Origin of the sequence: Pseudomonas sp. PDM32 (genome assembly GCF_019219225.1) — a bacterium.
Taxonomy (GTDB): domain Bacteria; phylum Pseudomonadota; class Gammaproteobacteria; order Pseudomonadales; family Pseudomonadaceae; genus Aquipseudomonas; species Aquipseudomonas laurylsulfatiphila.
The window spans coordinates 73,763-91,222 of the sequence record NZ_JAHUWE010000012.1 but is presented as its reverse complement, the minus strand read 5'-3'; the positions used below and the strand labels follow the sequence as shown (position 1 = coordinate 91,222).

Annotated in this window: 21 protein-coding genes; 16 read left to right on the top strand and 5 right to left on the bottom strand. The window is 62.0% G+C overall.

The window, feature by feature from the left end; all coding sequences use genetic code 11:
- Nucleotides 1-43 precede the first annotated feature (43 nt).
- Nucleotides 44-238, bottom strand: a complete 195-nt coding sequence (locus tag KW846_RS22190; protein ID WP_007976845.1) for a hypothetical protein — start codon at nt 236-238, stop codon at nt 44-46.
- Between the two features lie 423 nt (nt 239-661).
- Complete coding sequence (locus KW846_RS22185) at nt 662-1,027, bottom strand: hypothetical protein (RefSeq protein ID WP_218485282.1); 366 nt, start codon at nt 1,025-1,027, stop codon at nt 662-664.
- 246 nt (nt 1,028-1,273) lie between these two features.
- Here KW846_RS22185 and KW846_RS22180 point away from each other — a divergent pair, with 246 nt between their 5' ends.
- Together KW846_RS22180 and KW846_RS22175 are read left to right on the top strand one after the other, a co-directional pair.
- On the top strand, nt 1,274-2,092 hold the full coding sequence (locus KW846_RS22180) for a shikimate 5-dehydrogenase (protein ID WP_218485280.1): 819 nt from the start codon (nt 1,274-1,276) through the stop codon (nt 2,090-2,092).
- Between the two features lie 9 nt (nt 2,093-2,101).
- Nucleotides 2,102-2,620, top strand: coding sequence for a cupin domain-containing protein (locus tag KW846_RS22175; RefSeq protein WP_007976851.1), 519 nt, complete (start codon nt 2,102-2,104; stop codon nt 2,618-2,620).
- Between the two features lie 167 nt (nt 2,621-2,787).
- Here the strand turns inward: KW846_RS22175 and KW846_RS22170 are convergent, their stop codons facing one another.
- The gene (locus KW846_RS22170; protein ID WP_218485278.1) at nt 2,788-3,432 is read right to left on the bottom strand and encodes a YceH family protein; all 645 of its coding nucleotides are present in this window, start codon (nt 3,430-3,432) and stop codon (nt 2,788-2,790) included.
- 303 nt (nt 3,433-3,735) lie between these two features.
- Between KW846_RS22170 and KW846_RS22165 the strand changes: the two genes are divergently transcribed.
- From KW846_RS22165 to KW846_RS22120, 10 genes are all read left to right on the top strand, one after another.
- Nucleotides 3,736-4,476, top strand: a complete 741-nt coding sequence (locus KW846_RS22165) for a glycosyltransferase family 2 protein (protein ID WP_218485276.1) — start codon at nt 3,736-3,738, stop codon at nt 4,474-4,476.
- Nucleotides 4,473-4,751 carry a lipid-A-disaccharide synthase N-terminal domain-containing protein gene (locus KW846_RS22160; RefSeq protein WP_218485274.1) on the top strand — a complete coding sequence of 93 codons (279 nt, stop codon included), beginning with the start codon at nt 4,473-4,475 and terminating at the stop codon, nt 4,749-4,751. Before KW846_RS22165 ends, KW846_RS22160 begins: the two co-directional genes overlap by 4 nt.
- Before the next feature lie 3 nt (nt 4,752-4,754).
- Nucleotides 4,755-6,164 carry a glycosyltransferase family 39 protein gene (locus KW846_RS22155; RefSeq protein WP_218485272.1) on the top strand — a complete coding sequence of 470 codons (1,410 nt, stop codon included), beginning with the start codon at nt 4,755-4,757 and terminating at the stop codon, nt 6,162-6,164.
- Nucleotides 6,165-6,314: 150 nt separating this feature from the next.
- Nucleotides 6,315-7,487, top strand: coding sequence for an acyl-CoA dehydrogenase family protein (locus KW846_RS22150; protein WP_218485270.1), 1,173 nt, complete (start codon nt 6,315-6,317; stop codon nt 7,485-7,487).
- Nucleotides 7,484-8,677: an acyl-CoA dehydrogenase family protein gene (locus KW846_RS22145; protein ID WP_218485268.1), complete on the top strand. Its 1,194-nt coding sequence runs from the start codon at nt 7,484-7,486 to the stop codon at nt 8,675-8,677. Before KW846_RS22150 ends, KW846_RS22145 begins: the two co-directional genes overlap by 4 nt.
- A 13-nt stretch (nt 8,678-8,690) precedes the next feature.
- The gene (locus KW846_RS22140) at nt 8,691-9,473 is read left to right on the top strand and encodes an SDR family oxidoreductase (protein ID WP_218485267.1); all 783 of its coding nucleotides are present in this window, start codon (nt 8,691-8,693) and stop codon (nt 9,471-9,473) included.
- Between the two features lie 2 nt (nt 9,474-9,475).
- Nucleotides 9,476-9,967, top strand: a complete 492-nt coding sequence (locus KW846_RS22135; protein ID WP_218485265.1) for a MaoC family dehydratase — start codon at nt 9,476-9,478, stop codon at nt 9,965-9,967.
- Complete coding sequence (locus KW846_RS22130; RefSeq protein WP_218485263.1) at nt 9,964-11,166, top strand: acetyl-CoA C-acyltransferase; 1,203 nt, start codon at nt 9,964-9,966, stop codon at nt 11,164-11,166. The genes KW846_RS22135 and KW846_RS22130 overlap by 4 nt, the downstream gene beginning before the upstream one ends.
- A complete protein-coding gene (locus KW846_RS22125) occupies nt 11,167-11,556 on the top strand; it encodes a steroid Delta-isomerase (protein ID WP_218485260.1) in 390 nt (129 codons plus the stop codon). It begins immediately after the preceding gene.
- Nucleotides 11,553-11,987 (top strand): nuclear transport factor 2 family protein, encoded by a 435-nt coding sequence (locus KW846_RS22120; protein ID WP_218485257.1) that lies wholly within the window; start codon nt 11,553-11,555, stop codon nt 11,985-11,987. Before KW846_RS22125 ends, KW846_RS22120 begins: the two co-directional genes overlap by 4 nt.
- Before the next feature lie 175 nt (nt 11,988-12,162).
- On the opposite strand, the gene KW846_RS22115 is transcribed toward KW846_RS22120, so the two are convergent.
- Nucleotides 12,163-12,660 carry an SRPBCC family protein gene (locus KW846_RS22115; RefSeq protein ID WP_218485255.1) on the bottom strand — a complete coding sequence of 166 codons (498 nt, stop codon included), beginning with the start codon at nt 12,658-12,660 and terminating at the stop codon, nt 12,163-12,165.
- A gap of 82 nt (nt 12,661-12,742) precedes the next feature.
- A complete protein-coding gene (locus tag KW846_RS22110; RefSeq protein ID WP_218485253.1) occupies nt 12,743-13,513 on the bottom strand; it encodes an SDR family oxidoreductase in 771 nt (256 codons plus the stop codon).
- A gap of 281 nt (nt 13,514-13,794) precedes the next feature.
- Between KW846_RS22110 and KW846_RS22105 the strand changes: the two genes are divergently transcribed.
- Genes KW846_RS22105 through dmpG form a run of 4 tightly spaced genes read left to right on the top strand, consistent with a single transcriptional unit; the run spans nt 13,795 to nt 17,400 of the window.
- Complete coding sequence (locus KW846_RS22105) at nt 13,795-14,637, top strand: alpha/beta fold hydrolase (RefSeq protein ID WP_218485251.1); 843 nt, start codon at nt 13,795-13,797, stop codon at nt 14,635-14,637.
- The gene (locus KW846_RS22100; protein WP_007976879.1) at nt 14,634-15,425 is read left to right on the top strand and encodes a fumarylacetoacetate hydrolase family protein; all 792 of its coding nucleotides are present in this window, start codon (nt 14,634-14,636) and stop codon (nt 15,423-15,425) included. The genes KW846_RS22105 and KW846_RS22100 overlap by 4 nt, the downstream gene beginning before the upstream one ends.
- 18 nt (nt 15,426-15,443) lie before the next feature.
- Entirely contained in the window at nt 15,444-16,352 is a 909-nt protein-coding gene (locus KW846_RS22095) for an acetaldehyde dehydrogenase (acetylating) (protein ID WP_218485249.1), read from the top strand.
- Nucleotides 16,353-16,365: 13 nt separating this feature from the next.
- Nucleotides 16,366-17,400, top strand: a complete 1,035-nt coding sequence (dmpG, locus tag KW846_RS22090) for a 4-hydroxy-2-oxovalerate aldolase (RefSeq protein WP_218485247.1) — start codon at nt 16,366-16,368, stop codon at nt 17,398-17,400.
- Nucleotides 17,401-17,460 lie beyond the last annotated feature (60 nt).

Sequence of the window (17,460 nt, the reverse complement as noted above, 5' to 3'; positions counted from 1 at the left end):
TAGTGGTCATTGATGCCAGCGGGGGCAAATGACCGTTGGTCGGTCAGTTGACCACCTGATCGAGCATATTGACCACTTCCTGCTCGTTGAGCAGGCCCTTGCGCACCAGGTTTTGCGTCAGCAGCGAGAGAAACTTGGCGCTGCGATGACCTTCCAGGTGCTTGAGTTCGGTCAGTGCGTTGTACACCTTGCTGGAGGTGCACAGACCGACAATGCGGTGCGGGTTTTGCGTTGGCATGTGGTCGTCCTTGTTGTTATCAACCTGTTTTCGACGGACAGCACCGAGCTTGCGGATCTGTCATGACAAAAATATGACCGTTTTTCGCCACACGGCAGAAAACCGGTCGAGTCCATCTTGCCCGTTTCTGCCGCACGCACTGTCCCGATAGCGACCTTGGCGAGATTTATCCAGACCTGCACCGCCCAATGGGCATAAAAAGGTAGTTCATGTCATTCCGGGAAACACCGATACCTGTAGGAGCTGCCGAAGGCTGCGATCTTTTGATCTTCAGTAATCTCCAGATCGCAAAAGCAAAAGCAAAATCAAAAGATCGCAGCCTTCGGCAGCTCCTACAGATATTTCGTTATCTGTGTTCCCCCCCGGGATTCCGTGAAATCCCATAAAAAAGCCCCGCTGTTTCAGCGGGGCTTGATGAGTTCGTTACCAGCGGCCGTGTGGCGGGCCGTAGTAGCCGCGTGGCGGGCCGTAGTAACCACGGGGTGGCCCGTAGTACACCGGGGCCGGGCGGTAGTAGATCGGTTGCTGCACGTAGACCGGGGCCGGCTGGTAGTAAACCGGGGGCGGTGGCGCGTAATAAACCGGAGGCGGTGGAGCGTAGACCGGTTGCGGCGCGACATAGACCGGGCGGTTGGCGTTGATCAGAGCCGAACCTACGATGGCAGTACCGACGATCGCGCCAAACACCGCCGGACCCTGCCAGTAATTGCCACCACCATGGGCTTGCGCCTGTCCCGCGATAGCGAGGGCGCCGATCAGCAAGGCTACTGTGGGGATTTTACGGATCATGATAGTTCCTCGTTTCTTCAGCCCGGCGCCTGCGTCTGCAATAGACCCAGGGATTGTCGCGGGGATACTTCTAAGACAGCGTTTTTTCGAAAAACAGCACGGCCGCCAGGTAAATTTTGTGTAAGGTCTGTACCGACTTTCTTACCGACCTGTTCAAGCCTGTGCGTCCAGGCTTTCATGATCGATCAGATCCCGATGGACGGCTAATCCCGTCCATCCGAAAAGTGCATTTGAAGGAGCTTTGCCATGCAGATGAACCCCAACAAAGACACCCAGCTGTGCATGTCCCTTTCAGGGCGCCCCGGGAACTTTGGCCTGCGTTTTCATAATCATCTGTATGAACAACTGGGCCTGAATTTTTACTACAAGGCCTTTGCCAGCCAGGACCTGCCGGGCGCCGTCGCCGGCATTCGCGCCCTGCGCATTCGTGGTTGTGGCGTGTCGATGCCGTTCAAGGAAGCCTGCATTGCCCTGGTGGATGAACTCGACGCTTCTGCCGCCGCCATTCAATCGATCAACACCATCGTCAACACCGACGGTCATCTCAAGGCCTACAACACCGATTACATCGCCGTTGCCCAGTTGCTGGAAAAACACCAGGTGCCCAAGGACTCGACCTTTGCCCTGCGCGGCAGCGGCGGCATGGCCAAGGCCGTGGCGAGCGCCTTGCGCGATGGCGGTTATGAGAACGGCCTGATCGTGGCCCGTAACGAGCGCGCCGGGCAGGCGCTGGCGCAGTCGTTGGGCTATGAGTGGCAGGCAGAGCTGGGCAATTGTCGCCCGCAGATGCTGGTCAATGTCACCCCGATCGGCATGACGGGAGGGCCGGAGGCCGAGCAACTGGCCTTCGAGGGCGATGTGATCGAAAAAGCAGACACTGTCTTCGATGTGGTGGCGATTCCCTCGGAAACGCCGCTGATCGTGCGTGCCCGTGCCGAAGGCAAGCGGGTCATCACCGGGCTGGAAGTGATCGCGATCCAGGCATTGGAGCAATTTGTGCTCTATACCGGTGTACGGCCAACGGATGAGCAGTTCCAGAAGGCCGTGGCGTTTGCCCGCAGCTAGGAGGTGTCCATGCACCCGCCCATTCTCAATCTGAACACTGTCGAGCTTGAACCGCTGCCCGAAGGATTTGCGCCGACCGGTGAAACCGCCGGTCGCTATCAACAGCGTCTGGCCCGAGTCGGTCAGCAACTGGGGGCGCAAAAGCTGGGATATCGCCTGTATGTGCTGGAGCCGGGCATGCGCGGCAGTCCGTTTCACAGCCATCGGGTCAATGAGGAAATGTTCTACGTCGTGGCCGGGGAAGGGTACGTTCGCCTGGGAGACGAGCGTTTTCCAATCCGCGCCGGTGATGTGATCGCCTGTCCACCGGGTGGGCCTGAAAAGGCCCATCAGATCATCAATACCAGCAACGGCGAGTTGCGGTATCTGGCCGTCAGCACCCAGCAATCGCCGGAGATCTGCGAATACCCGGATTCCGGCAAATATGCCGTGATGGATGATTTCAAGGTCGATGCCGAGGGTAATGCATCGGGATTTGTCGCGGTGGCCCGGCAGGCCGATGGGGTGGATTACTGGGACGGGGAGTAAGGTCTCACAGGTTCTGTGCCAATCACAAATGCCAGTCAGTCCACAGATCCACTGTGGGAGCGGGCTTGCCCGCGAAAACGTCGGCACATCCAACATTGATGTGACTGACAATCCGCTTTCGCGAGCAGGCTCGCTCCCACAGGTTTTGTGCCAGGCAAAAATCCAGGCTATTCCAGCCGTGCCAACCGCTCTTCCAGCGCCGCAATCCGCGCTTCCAGTTCTTCGATCCTTTCAACCGAAACCCCACTGCTGCCGCGCTCGGACGGGTTCTGCCGGGCCGCCATGATTGCCTCGATATCCGCCGGATCACCCAGGGTGTGGGTGTAGCGGTCTTCACGCTGGCCGGCCTGACGCGGTATCAGCACGGCCAGGCCCCTGGCAATCAGGCGTTCCAGTTGATGCACGACCTGTTCGGTGTCTTCGAATTCATGCATGCGGCCGCTGCGGGTCAGCAGTTCATTGACGGTCTGCGGGCCGCGCAGAAACATCAGCCCGGTCAGGATCACCTGCGCCGGCACCAGTTCCAGGGCCTTGTCGACCTTGTGTTCCCAGCGGTCGGCACGGCTGCCCATCACCAGCTTGGCGAAGCTGCGTCCTTCGAGTGCGCGCAGGCTCTGGCCGACCTGGCCCGGCGTCAGGTTCATCACCGGCTCGCGGCTGGTTTTCTGGTTGCAGGCGATCACCAGTGCATTGAGGGTCAGGGGATAGGTTTCCGGGCTGGTGGCCTTTTTCTCGATCAACGAACCCAGAATGCGGATTTCCGTGCTGTTGAGCCGTGGTTCGTCAAAAGTCGTCTCTTGCTCAGTGCTCATGGTTCTGCATCCTTAGCCGATTCATGTTTTTCACTTGCGTGGGTGCACTTTAGATGGGCAGGCGCCAATGGCAACAGAATTCGCTGTGTCATCAGGGCAATGATGACAAAAAGTGCATGGAATATTGACGCGATTTTTACAAACGGCCGGGCACCGTGTGCGAGGTCGCGCGAGTGTGTCCACGGGACGGGGCACTGTTGGCGTCATCGCCGTGAAAAGCTGAGTACTGCATCGAGTCGGCCGGTGTACGACACCTTGATTCGCCTCTGATAAAAGAAATCCAATAAAGGCGAGAGTGACTCCATGAGCCAAGACATTTTTGTATCCGTACTGATTCCCGCCAAGAACGAAGCGAACAACCTCAAGCCGCTGCTAGAGGAAATTCGCGTGGCGTTGGCCCATGAGTCGTACGAAATCATCGTGGTCGACGATGGCAGCACCGATTCGACCCTGCAGGAACTGCGGCAGATCCGCCAGAGCGGGCTGAACACCCTGCGCATCCTCCATCACGAGCGGTCGCTGGGGCAGAGCACGTCGCTGTACCACGCCGCCCGCGAGGCCCGCGGGCAATGGCTGGCGACCCTCGATGGCGACGGCCAGAACGACCCGGCGGACATCCCCGGCATGCTGGCGCTGGTACGCGGCGAACCGGGCAAGGCCGATGTGCAGCTGGTCGCCGGGCACCGGGTCAATCGCCGCGACACCGCGAGCAAACGCTACGCCTCGCGGTTCGCCAACAACCTGCGCCGCCGTCTGCTCAAGGACGCCACCCCGGACACCGGGTGCGGCCTGAAGCTGATCGAGCGCGCGGCGTTCCTGCGCCTGCCATACTTCGACCACATGCACCGCTTCATTCCGGCGCTGATCCAGCGTCACAACGGGCGCATGATCGTGCACCCGGTCAACCACCGGCCGCGCACGGCCGGGGTGTCGAAATACGGCAACCTCGACCGCGCACTGGTCGGCATTCTCGATTTGTTCGGCGTCTGGTGGCTGATCAAGCGCACGCGGCTGAACACCATTGCCCAGGAGATAGAAGGATGAATCTCTCCCGCGAAGCCCTTTGGCTGACCGTCGGTTTTGTTGGCCAGATCGCCTTTACCGGGCGGTTTGTCCTGCAGTGGCTGTACAGCGAGTACAAGAAACGCAGCGTGATCCCGGTGAGCTTCTGGTACCTGAGCATCGTCGGCAGCACTTTGTTGCTGGCCTATGCCATTTACCGCGAGGACCCGGTGTTCATCGTCGGGCAGGCCTTCGGCTCCCTTGTCTATTTTCGCAACCTGCAGTTGATCGCCAAAAGTAAAAGCCTGAAGGAGTAGGTCATGCGCGGATCGTTATCGACCCGAAATATTACGTTGCTCGTGGCCATCGCGGTTGCGTTGCTGTTTTTCTGGGGACTGGGCAGCGTGCCGTTCCTCAGTGTCAACGAGGCCCGCCGCGCCGTTACCGTGCGCGAAATGCGCGAGGCGGGTAGCTGGCTGCTGCCTTACATGAACGGCGACTTGTATCTCTCCAAGCCGCCGTTTTTCTATTGGGCCGGCCTGGTTTCAACGGCGGTGCTGGGCAGCTTGTCCGAGTGGAGCGTGCGCCTGCCTTCGGCGCTGGCTGCCGCCTTGTGTTGTTTTGGCACCTATCTGTACGGCGTCCGGCAGGCGGGGCGGCAGGTCGGATTGTTCGCCGTGGTGTTCCTGGCCGCGAACGGTGCCTTCAGCCTGTTCGCACGGCGCTCGGAAATCGAGATGCTGTTGACCCTGCTGTGCTTCGGCGCGCTGCTGGCGGCCTGGCAGTTCATCTTCCTGCAGGGGCGGGCCTTGTGGAGTCGATTGAGCTACGTACTGCTGGGGTGCGCACTGCTGACCAAAGGGCCGGTCTGCCTGTTGTGGGTGACGGCACCGATCCTGACCTATGCCTTGATCTACCGCGATGCCCGGGCCAAGGCTTATCTGTGTGACGGTTGGGGCTGGCTGATTGCCCTGGTGCTGGGCAGTTCCTGGTACGTGGCGGTGTCGGTGAGCCAGGGCTGGGGAATCTGGGCCTCGATCATCAGCGAAGACATCGTGAAGAAGATCGACGGGCAGGGCGCCGAGGCCTGGTATGCCTATCTGCTGTACCTGGCCGGTGATTTCTTCCCGTTCTGGCTGATCGTGTTTGTACAGCCGCGCAAGTTCTGGGCAATGATCCGCGCGCGCCGCGAGGCCGGCATGCTGCTGTGCTGCAGCCTGTTGCCGCTGCTGGTTTTTTCCCTGTTCACCGAAAAGCATGGCAAGTACCTGTTGCCGGTCTATCCGTCCATGGCGTTACTGCTGGCGATGCACTGGTCGGCGCTGCTCGACGAACTGAAGGGGCGCTGGCGCACGGTCCTGGCCGTTGTGCCCTACGTGATGCTGGCCGGGTTCGTGGTGTTCTACATGTTCGTCGAAGCGCGGGTGTTGTCGCACCGGGTCGGTGGTCTTGAGCAGGTTGCCACGCTGGCCGACGGTCAGCCGGGGCAGAAGGCTTATACCCTCGGTGAGCCGGATATCCGCCTGGTCTATTACATGGGCCGGCCGGTGGCGCCGCTGACGGTGGCGCAGTTGCAATCCGAGTCCCGTCCGGCGGGGCTGCTGTTCCTGCAAGAGCCTCTCGCGGCTGAATTGCAGAACCTGGCGTCGTGCCAGGTCGGTGAAATCAACCCGTACTTCAAGCCGCACCGTTCAGCGCTGCTCGTGCGCATGGGGGGCGACTGCCGCTGACCGGCTTCCCGGCTGAGCAGTCACCGCAGCACATCACCCGTTCGGACTAGGCAGGGCTAACGATTCTGCCGCGTCCGGGCGGCGCCAAACTTCATGCTCAAAGGGGTGTTGCGCCACGCGCGCCCCGCCAAACGAGCAGAAGGCGCCGCGATGGAGTTTGCATTCAGCGACGAACAGGAAATGATCCGCGCATCGGCCGAGGGTTTCCTCGCCGATGTCTCGGATTCTGCCGCCGTGCGGGCGGCAATGGTCAGTGAACGGGGCTTCGACGAAGCCCTCTGGCAGCGGTTGTGCCAGGAAATGTACTGGCCCGCCATTCATATCCCCGAAACCTACGGTGGCCTTGGCCTCGGCTTTGTCGAGCTGACGATCCTGCTCGAACAGATGGGCCGGCGTTTGCTGTGCTCGCCGTTTTTCGCCACCGCCTGCATGGCCACACCCGCGCTGTTGCTGGCCGCCAATGATGAACAGAAACAGCGCTGGTTGCCGTCGATCGCCGATGGCAGCGTGACGGCGACCCTGGCGTTCAGCAGTGCCAACGGCTGGTCGGCCGACGATGTCCAGGCAACGGTGGTGGCCGAAGGCGACGGGTTTGTCCTCGATGGCACGCTCAAGCATGTGCTCGACGGGCATGGCGCCGACCTATTGGTCATTGCCGCACGACAACCCGGAACCACTGGCGAAAAGGGCATCAGCCTGTTTGCCGTGAGCGCCGCAAGCGCAGGCATCGAGCGGCAGATGTTGCCGACCATGGACCAGACCCGACGTCAGGCGCGGATCCAGCTCAAGGGCCTGTACCTTGAAGCTGGCGCGCTGCTGGGTGAGTTCGGTCACGGCTGGCCGCACCTTGAGCGCATTCTGCAACTGGCCTGCATCGGCCTGGCTGCCGAGCAGACCGGCGGCGCGCAGCAGGTGCTCGACCTCAGCGTGGCCTACATGCAGGAACGTCAACAGTTCGGGCGCCCGATTGCCAGTTTCCAGGCCCTCAAACACCGCGCCGCCGACATGATGCTGCAGGTCGAGTGCGCGCGTTCGGCCAGTTACTACGCCGCGTGCGTGGCCCAGGAAGTCCTTGATCCCCAGGGCGATCCGCAGGTCGCGGCCGAACTGCCGCTGGCGGCGGCGCTGGCCAAGGCGCAGTGCTCCGAGACCTATTTCCACTGCGCGTCCGAGGCGATCCAGTTGCACGGTGGCGTCGGTTTCACTTGGGAATATGACCCGCACCTCTACTTCAAGCGCGCCCGCGCCAGCGAGAGCTTCCTCGGGCTACCGGCCTGGCATCGCGAGCGGATTGCTTCGGTGATTCTTGGAGAGCAGCCATGAAAATCAGTTTCAGCGAGCAGGACGAACGCTTCCGCCAGGAAGTGGCCGACTGGATGAGCGCCAACCTCTGCGGTGAGTTCGAGGCCCTGCGTTTTCGTGGCGGTCCGGGCGACGAGCACATGTTTCCCGAAGAGCGCAAAGCCTGGGAGCGCAAACTCGCCGAGGGTGGCTGGACCTGCGTCGGCTGGGCGCCGGAGCATGGCGGGCGTGGCTTGTCGATCACCCGGCAAGTGATTTTCCACGAAGAATACGCCCGCGCCGGCGGCCCCGGTCGCATGGGCCATATCGGCGAAGGGCTGGCCGGGCCGACCATTGCCGCGTTCGGCACGGTTGAACAGCAACAGCGCTTTTTGCCGGGAATCGTCAGTGGCACGTCGTTCTGGTGCCAGGGCTATTCGGAGCCGGGCGCCGGTTCCGACCTGGCCAACGTCAAGACCCGCGCCATGCTGGATGAGGCGAGCGGCCAATGGGTGATCAATGGCCAGAAAGTCTGGACCTCCCTGGCCCACGAATCGGACTGGTGCTTTGTCATCGCTCGTACGGAACCTGGCAGCGTCGGCCATCGCGGCCTGTCGTTCCTGCTGGTGCCGATGGCCCAGGCGCAAATCACCGTGCGGCCTATCGAGCAACTGACCGGCACCTCGGAGTTCAACGAAGTGTTCTTCGACGATGCCCGCACCGACGCCGCCAACATCATCGGCGCGCCGGGCGACGGCTGGAAGATCGCCATGGCGTTGCTGGGTTTCGAACGCGGTGTGTCGACCCTCGGCCAGCAGATGCAGTTCCAGAACGAACTCAACGAAATCATCGCCATTGCTAAAGCCAACGGTGCCGACCGCGACCCGATCCTGCGCCAGCGCCTGGCGGAAGCCTGGAGCGGGCTGCGGATCATGCGTTACAACTCGCTGCGCATGCTTTCGGGTAGCCAGGACGGTTCGCTGCGCAAGGAGGCGACCATCTACAAGCTGTTCTGGTCGACCTGGCACGCCAGCCTCGGCAAGTTGGCGATGGACGTGCTCGGCGCCGAAGCGGAGTTGCTCGAAGCGGCGCCTTACCAACTGACTCGCTTGCAGTCGCTGTACCTGTTCAGCCGCGCCGACACCCTGTACGGCGGCAGCAACGAAATCCAGCGCAACATCATCGCCGAGCGTGCCTTGGGCATGCCCAAAGAGCCGCGTCCGCGCGCCTGAAAGGAGAGAGTTCATGTCTGTACCTCAATATGTTGAAGGTCGCGGCCTGCTGCGCGGCAAGTCGGTGCTGATCACCGCTGCGGCGGGTGCCGGGATCGGTTTTTCCGCCGCCGTGCGTGCTGCCGAGGAAGGTTGCCGGGCGCTGATGATCAGCGATATCCATGAAGGTCGGTTGGCCGAGGCCGTCGTGAAAGTTCGCGAGACCACCGGGCTGCAACAGGTCTTCGGCCAGGTCTGCAACGTCGCCGACGAAGCCCAGGTGCAGCACCTGATTGCCTGCGCCGAGCGCGACCTGCAAGGCGTCGATGTGCTGATCAACAACGCCGGCCTCGGCGGCTCGCGCCTGCTGGTGGAGATGGGCGACGAGGAGTGGAACCGGGTGCTGGATGTGACGCTCACCGGCACCATGCGCATGACCCGCGCCATGCTGCCGAAAATGATGGAGCGGCGTGCCGGGGTGATCGTCAACAACGCCTCGGTGCTGGGCTGGCGCGCGCAGAAAGAACAGTCGCACTACGCCGCGGCCAAGGCCGGCGTCATGGCGCTGACTCGCTGTGCCGCGGTCGAGGCCGCCGACTACGGCATCCGCATCAATGCGGTCAGCCCGAGCATCGCCCTGCACGATTTCCTGCGCAAATCCGCGCCCCAGGCGGTGCTCGATCAACTCGCCGCCAACGAAGCCTTCGGCCGCGCCGCCGAAGTCTGGGAAGTGGCCAACGTGATGATGTTCCTGGCCAGCGACTACAGCTCCTACATGACCGGCGAAGTGTTGTCGGTATCAAGCCAGAGGGCGTGACCATGCCACGTATTTTCGACACGCCGATGGCCCTGTTCAAGGCCGTTGGCCAGTCGCTCGGCGTCAGTGACTGGCTGCTGCTGGAGCAGGACCGCATCGACCGGTTCGCCGACGCCACTGGCGATCACCAGTGGATTCACGTCGATCCGCTCAAGGCCGCCGATGGCCCGTTTGGCGCCTGCATCGCCCATGGCTACCTGAGCCTGTCACTGGTCAACCTGTTCCTGCCGCAGATCGTCGAAGTCCGTGGCCTGGCCATGGGCGTCAACTACGGCTGCGAGCGGGTGCGCTTCCCTTCGGTGGTGCGCGTCGGTTCGCGGGTACGCGGCAGTGCGCAATTGATTGCGGTCGAGGAAGTGAAGGGCGGCGTGCAGGCAACCATCCGCGTCAGCGTCGACATCGACGGCGAGGAACGTCCCGGCTGCGTGGTCGACACCATCAGCCGCTATTACCCGCTTGAGCCACCAGCAGAATTTTCGAGGAATCCAGCATGAAAGAAGCCGTCATCGTTTCGACCGCCCGTACTCCGATCGGCAAGGCCTTTCGCGGTGCGTTCAATGACACCGAAGCGCCGCAACTGGGTGGCCACGTGGTGCGCGAAGCCGTGCGCCGCGCGGGCATCGAGCCGGGTGAAGTGGACGACGTGATCATTGGCGCCGCCGCGCAGCAGGGTACGCAGTCCTATAACCTGGGACGCCTGTGCGCGATTGCCGGCGGTTTGCCGGCATCGGTTGCCGGGATGGCCGTCGAGCGCCAGTGCTCGTCGGGCCTGATGAGCATCGCCATGGCCGCCAAAGGCATCATGTGCGACGAAATCGACATCGCCGTGGCCGGTGGCCTGGAGTCGATTTCCCTGGTGCAGAACAAGCACAAGAACCTCTATCGCAACCAGTCGGCTTCGGTGATCGAACTGGACCCGCACGCCTACATCCCGATGATCGAAACCGCCGAGATCGTCTCCGCGCGCTACGGCATCTCCCGCGACGAGCAGGACGAATACAGCTACCAGAGCCAGCTGCGTACCGCACAGGCCCAGAGCGCCGGGCGCTTCGACCGCGAGCTGGCGCCGCTGACCAGCCGCAAGGCACTGTTCGACAAGGCCACCGGCGAAACCGGTTATGAGTCCGTGATCTTGCTGCGCGACGAATGCAACCGCATCGACACCACCCTCCAGAGTCTGAACGCACTTGAGCCGGTATGGCCGGGCGGTCAGTGGAGCGACAAGGGGCGTTTCATCACCGCTGGCAATGCTTCGCAGTTGTCCGACGGTGCGTCGGCCTCGGTGTTGATGAGCGCGAAAATGGCCGAGAAGCGTGGCCTGGAACCGCTGGGGATCTATCGCGGCATGGCCGTCGCCGGTTGCAACTCTGACGAGATGGGCATCGGCCCGGTCTACGCGATTCCCAAGCTGCTCAAGCGCCACGGCCTGACCATGGACCACATCGGCCTCTGGGAGTTGAACGAAGCGTTCGCCTGTCAGGTGCTGTACTGCCGCGACACCCTGGGCATTCCCGCCGAGCGCCTGAACGTCAATGGCGGGGCGATTTCCATCGGTCATCCGTTCGGCATGTCCGGGGCGCGGATGGTCGGCCATGCGTTGGTCGAAGGTCAGCGTCGCGGTTTGCGTTATGTGGTGGTGAGCATGTGCATCGGTGGCGGCATGGGTGCCGCCGCCCTGTTCGAGGTGATCTGAATGATCAGCGCACAGCAGATTCAGACGACCATGGCACGTTATGTGGAACTGGTGGATGCCGGCGACATCGAGGGCATCCTCGCGCTCTACGCCAAAGACGCCACCGTTGAAGACCCGGTCGGCCAAGCGCCGCTGCAGGGCATCGACGCCATCGCGCGTTTTTATCGTGAAGGACTGGGGGCGATGAAGGTCTCGGCAACCCGGACCGGTCCGGTGCGCGCGACGCTCAACGGTTGCGGGGCGATACCGTTCCGGGTCGACATGGAGTGGGGCGGGCAACCGTGCTCGCTGCATGTGATCGACGTGATGGAGTTCGATGTCGACGGAAAGATCCGCTCGATGAAAGCCTACTGGAGTGAAGTTAACGTAACTGCGCGAGGTGAAGCATGAACCTGGAACAGCGGATCGCCCGCCTGGAAGCGCTGGAGGACATCCGCCAGCTCAAGCATCGCTACCTCAACGCCTGCGACCTCAAGCAGGTCGAGGTGATTGCCGACTGCTTTGCCGAGGGTGAAGTGCTGATCGATTACGGTCCGTTGGGGATCTTTCGTGAGCGCGACAGTTTTGTCGCGCTGTACCGCGAACTGGCCTGCCATGCGCGGGTGATCGACCTGCATCATGGTGCCAACCCGGAAATCGAGATGCTGGACGAGGATCAGGCCCAGGGCCGTTGGGCCCTGTGGTATTTCAACCTGGATGGCGAGAGCGGGGCGACGCGGCAGTTGGGTGGGTTCTATCAGGACCGTTACCAGCGTATCGCCGGCCAATGGAAGATTGTCGCCACCCGTTTTATTGCTCACTCGGAAGTGGTGCGTTCCTGAGGTGGCCCCTGTGGGAGCGAGCCTGCTCGCGATGGCGGTGTGTCAGACGGCATTGATGTTGGATGTTCCGGCCCCTTCGCGAGCAAGCCCGCTCCCACAGGTTTTAGGGTGAACCTGGTATTTGCGCACACCCCAATCCCCTTGTGGGAGCGGGCTTGCTCGCGAAGGCGGCATGTCAGGCGACATCAATGTTGGATGTGCTCAAAGCCATATCGGAATTCTGCGTGCAGCCGGTTTCGTAGTACGCCTTGAGGTTCTCGGCAATCTGCCTCACGACCTTGTCGAAGGCCTTGGCCAGCAACCACTCTGCCAACCTGCCACCGCGCAGGCAGTAGTGCATTTGCAAGGTGATGCGGGTGGCAATGCCTTCGGCTTGCAGGGCATAACTGAAACTCGCCTCGCGAAACGGAAAGGGCGAATCACTGCCGCCCTTGTGCAACCGCAGCACGAACCCCGTGCCTTCCTGCCACTGCATCACGCTTTCATCCAGGTACTGACCGCCCTTGCGCAACACCCGACGACTGGCTCCGAGGCCTTCCTTTGGCCCAGGATGAAACTGGCAACCGGTCAGCCCAGGCACGTAGTGCGGGGCGAGGCTCAGGTCGCGCAGTTTGGTCCAGGCGGCTTGTGGCGTGAGGTTGAGCGGGACACTATGGCTGGCGATTGCGGGCATGTCGGAACTCCTTTTGTTATTCGAATGCTTGAAAGATCGCAGCCTCGTTTCACTGTAGGAGCTGCCGCAGGCTGCGATCTTTTCAGGATTGTGCCGCGTCGAGAAACGCCGGTCGCTCACCGGCACCATGCACCGCAATGTCCGCGCCGCTGACATAACGGGCCAAAGACGAAGCCAGGTACAGGCAGGTATCGCCAATGTCCTCCGGGGTTGCCAGGCGTTGCAATGGAATGGTTGCCGCCACCCGGGCAATGCCCGCGTCGTCACCATAATGCATGGCGGCCTGCTCGGTGAGAATCAGCCCGGCGGTGACCGCATTGACCCGCACCTTCGGCGCCCATTCCACCGCCAGCGAAGTGGTCAGGTTCAGCAGGCCGGCCTTGGCCGCGCCATAGGCGGCGGTGCCGGGGGAGGGGCGGGTGGCGCTGACGCTGCAGATATTGATGATCGCGCCGCCCTCGGCCTGGGCCTGCATCGCCTGGTTGGCTTGCTGGCACAGGTTCAGTGGCGCGATCAGGTTCAAGCGAATGATCGCTTCACTGAAGCGGGGAGAAGCCGTGGCAGCGTCGGCATTCGGTGAGCCGCCGGCGTTGTTGACCAATACATCGAGGCGGCCGAAGCGCTTGACGATTTGCGCGATCAAGCGCCCGGATTGCTCGACGTCCCGCAGGTCGCAAGGCACGAACAGCGCCTCGCGTCCGCCGCTGGCAGGCAAGGATGGCGGGGCTTCGCGACCGCAGATCACTACCTCGGCGCCGCCGTCGAGAAAGCGCTGGCTGATGCCGCGACCCACACCTTTGCCACCGCCGGTGACCAGTACCACTTTGCCGCGAAAGTCCATTGGGTCAAGCATGGGAATTCTCTTTTTGCCGCTCGGGAATGCCGTCGATGCTAGGTCTGTGGTCCCTGTAATCCAACGTCCGATGAGACTAGGGCCTCTGTAGGAGCTGCCGAAGGCTCGGGCCGCGTTCGGACGATCTTTTGATTTTGTTTTTTGAAGCAAGATCAAAAGATCGTCCGAACGCGGCCCGAGCCTTCGGCAGCTCCTACAGGCACCGTAGTCCTGTCGGACGATGTTGCGCACCCGGCCCGTCTGAATAATCCGACTACAACAACAGGCCGGGAGGACACCTTATGGGCGCTTCAGCGCAAGGGCACTTCGTTACGCTGCCGGATGGTTTGCAGCTGCGCTATGTGGATACAAGCGGGAAGGATGGCGGCAACGGTGAGCCGGTGATCTTCATCCATGGCAGCGGGCCGGGCGCCAGCGGTCACAGCAACTTCAAGCAGAACTACCCGGTGTTTGCCGAGGCCGGTTACCGGGTGATCGTGCCGGACTTGCCGGGCTACGGCGCCTCGGACAAACCCGACACCCTCTACACCCTGGACTTCTTTGTCGCGGCTCTGAGCGGTTTGCTCGATGCCCTCGACATCCAGCGTTGTGTGCTGGTCGGTAACTCCCTGGGCGGCGCGATCGCGATCAAACTGGCCCTTGACCAACCGCAGCGTGTCAGCCGGCTGGTGCTGATGGCGCCCGGTGGCCTGATGGAGAAGGAACAGTATTACCTGCAGATGGAAGGTATCCTGAAAATGGGTGCGGCCTTCGCCAAAGGTGAACTGAACGACGCAGCGGGCATGCGTCGCCTGCTGGCCCTGCAACTGTTCGATGAAAGCCTGATCAGCGACGAGACGGTCAACGAGCGCGTGGCCGTGGTGCAACAGCAGCCGGTGTGCGTGTTGTCGACCATGCAGGTGCCGAACATGACGTCGCGCCTGGGTGAGTTGCAGTGCCCGATCCTCGGTTTCTGGGGCATGAACGACAAATTCTGCCCGTCCTCCGGCGCCCGGACCATGCTCGAAAACTGTTCCAGAATCCGTTTCGTGATGCTCAGCGAGTGCGGGCATTGGGTTCAGGTCGAGCACCGTGACTATTTCAACAGCCAGTGCCTGGCGTTTCTTCAGGAGGCCCGCGGATGAGCGTGCAATTGCGCCGTGAGTTCGGCGAAGAGCTTTATCAGGCGCTGCTCAGCGGCTCCACCCTGGCGCCGCTGACCGAACGTTGGCCGTCGATCAGCATCGAAGACGCCTATCACATTTCCCTGTACGCCATTGAGCGTCGGGTGGCGGCCGGTGACCAGATCGTCGGCAAGAAGATCGGCGTGACCTCGGCGGCGGTGCAACAGATGCTCAACGTGCATCAACCGGATTTCGGCTTCATCACCCGGCAGATGTCGTTCGACGACGATGCGCAAATTTCCCTGTCCGCCAACAAACTGATCCAGCCCCGCGCCGAGGGCGAAATCGCCTTCAAGCTCAAGCGCGACCTGGTCGGCCCGGGCATCACCGAAGCCGATGTGCTGGACGCCACCGAATACGTGATGCCGTGCTTCGAGATCGTCGACTCGCGGATTCACGACTGGCGCATTCGCATCCAGGACACGGTCGCTGACAACGCCTCCTGCGGCGTATTCGTGCTGGGCGACAGCAAGGTCGACCCGCGTGAGCTGGACTTGCCGAACTTGCGCATGCGCGTGTTCAAGAACGGTGAACCCCTGAGCGAAGGCCTGGGTTCGGCGGTGCAGGGCAATCCATTGACGGCGGTGGCCTGGCTGGCCAACACCCTGGGCGCCTTCGGCATTCCGTTCAAGGCCGGGGAAATTATCCTGTCCGGCTCCCTGGTGCCACTGGAACCGGCCCGTGCCGGCGACTGTTTTTCTCTGACCATCGATGGCCTGGGCAGTGCCCGGGTGTCTTTCTGCGCCTGACTTTTGGAGTTTGACCCCATGAGCAAAAAACTCAGAGCGGCCATTATCGGCCCGGGCAATATCGGCACCGATCTGCTGATGAAAATGTGCCGATCGCAATGGATCGAGCCGGTATGGATGGTTGGCGTCGACCCCGAATCCGAAGGCCTGAAACGTGCCCGGGAAATGGGCATCAAAACCACCGCCGGCGGAGTCGACGGCTTGCTGCCGCACGTGCTCGACGATGATATTCGCATCGCTTTCGACGCCACCTCGGCCTACGTGCACGCGGAAAACAGCCGCAAGCTCAACGAGCTCGGAGTGATCATGGTCGACCTCACGCCGGCGGCCATCGGCCCGTTCTGCGTGCCACCGGTCAACCTCAAGGAACATGCGTCGAGCCTGGCGATGAACGTCAACATGGTCACCTGCGGTGGCCAGGCGACCATCCCGATGGTGGCGGCGGTGTCGCGGGTGCAGCCGGTGAGTTACGGCGAAATCGTTGCCACGGTGTCGTCCGGTTCGGTCGGCCCGGGCACCCGCCAGAACATCGACGAATTCACCCGCACCACCGCCGGTGCGGTGGAGAAGATCGGCGGCGCCCGACGTGGCAAGGCGATCATCGTGATCAACCCGGCCGAGCCGCCGCTGATGATGCGCGACACCATTCACTGCCTGACCGATGACGAGCCGAACCAGGATGCGATCCGTGCCTCGGTGCTGGACATGGTTCGTGAGGTGCAGCGCTATGTGCCCGGCTACAAGTTGATCAACGGGCCGGTGTTTGACGGGCGCAAGGTGTCGATCTTCATCGAGGTCGAAGGCCTCGGCGATTTCCTGCCCAAGTCCGCCGGCAACCTCGACATCATGACCGCCGCCGGTTTGCGCACGGCCGAGATGTTCGCCGAAGAAGCCCACAAGGGCACCCTGCAACTGCCTGTCCGTTGAGTGGAGAATTGCCATGAATTTGCAAGGTAAGAGCGTCCGTCTGCACGACATGAGCCTGCGCGACGGCATGCACGCCAAACAGCATCAAATCAGCATTGAACAAATGGTTTCGGTGGCCACCGGCCTCGATGCGGCCGGTGTGCCGCTGATCGAAATCACCCATGGCGATGGCCTGGGCGGTGCGTCGTTGAACTACGGCTTCCCGGCCCACAGCGACGAAGAGTACTTCGCTGCGGTGATCCCGCAGATGAAACAGGCCAAGGTTTCGGCCCTGTTGTTGCCGGGGATCGGCACCCTCGACCACCTGAAAATGGCCCATGAGCATGGGGTCTCGACCATTCGCGTGGCGACCCATTGCACCGAAGCGGACGTGTCCGGCCAGCACATCGGCATGTCGGCGAAGATGGGCCTGGACACCGTCGGCTTCCTGATGATGGCGCACATGGTCAGCCCGGAGAAACTGCTGGAGCAGGCGCGGCTGATGGAAAGCTACGGTGCCAATTGCATCTATTGCACCGACTCGGCCGGCTACATGTTGCCCGATGAAGTGACGCAAAAGATCGGTACCCTGCGCGCCGGCCTGAACGCCGGGACTGAAGTCGGCTTCCACGGCCACCACAACATGGGCATGGCCATCGCCAACTCCCTGGCCGCCATCGAGGCCGGTGCTGCACGGATCGACGGGTCTGTTGCGGGCCTTGGCGCAGGGGCGGGCAATACGCCGCTGGAAGTGTTCGTCGCGGTGCTGGAGCGCATGGGAGTCAACAGTGGCGTGGATCTGTACAAGATCATGGACGTTGCCGAAGACCTGGTGGTGCCGATGATGGACCAGCCGATCCGCCTCGACCGCGATGCCCTGACGTTGGGTTATGCCGGGGTCTACAGCTCGTTCCTGCTGTTCGCCAAACGGGCTGAGCAGAAGTACGGGATTGCGGCGCGTGAGCTGCTGGTGGAACTGGGGCGACGTGGGACTGTGGGTGGTCAGGAAGATATGATCGAAGACCTGGCGTTGACTTTGTCCCGGGCGAGAGGGGTGTTGCCGACCTGATCCCGGGGAAGCAAAAAAACCACCGATGATTCGGTGGTTTTTTTATGGCTGTTGCAAATC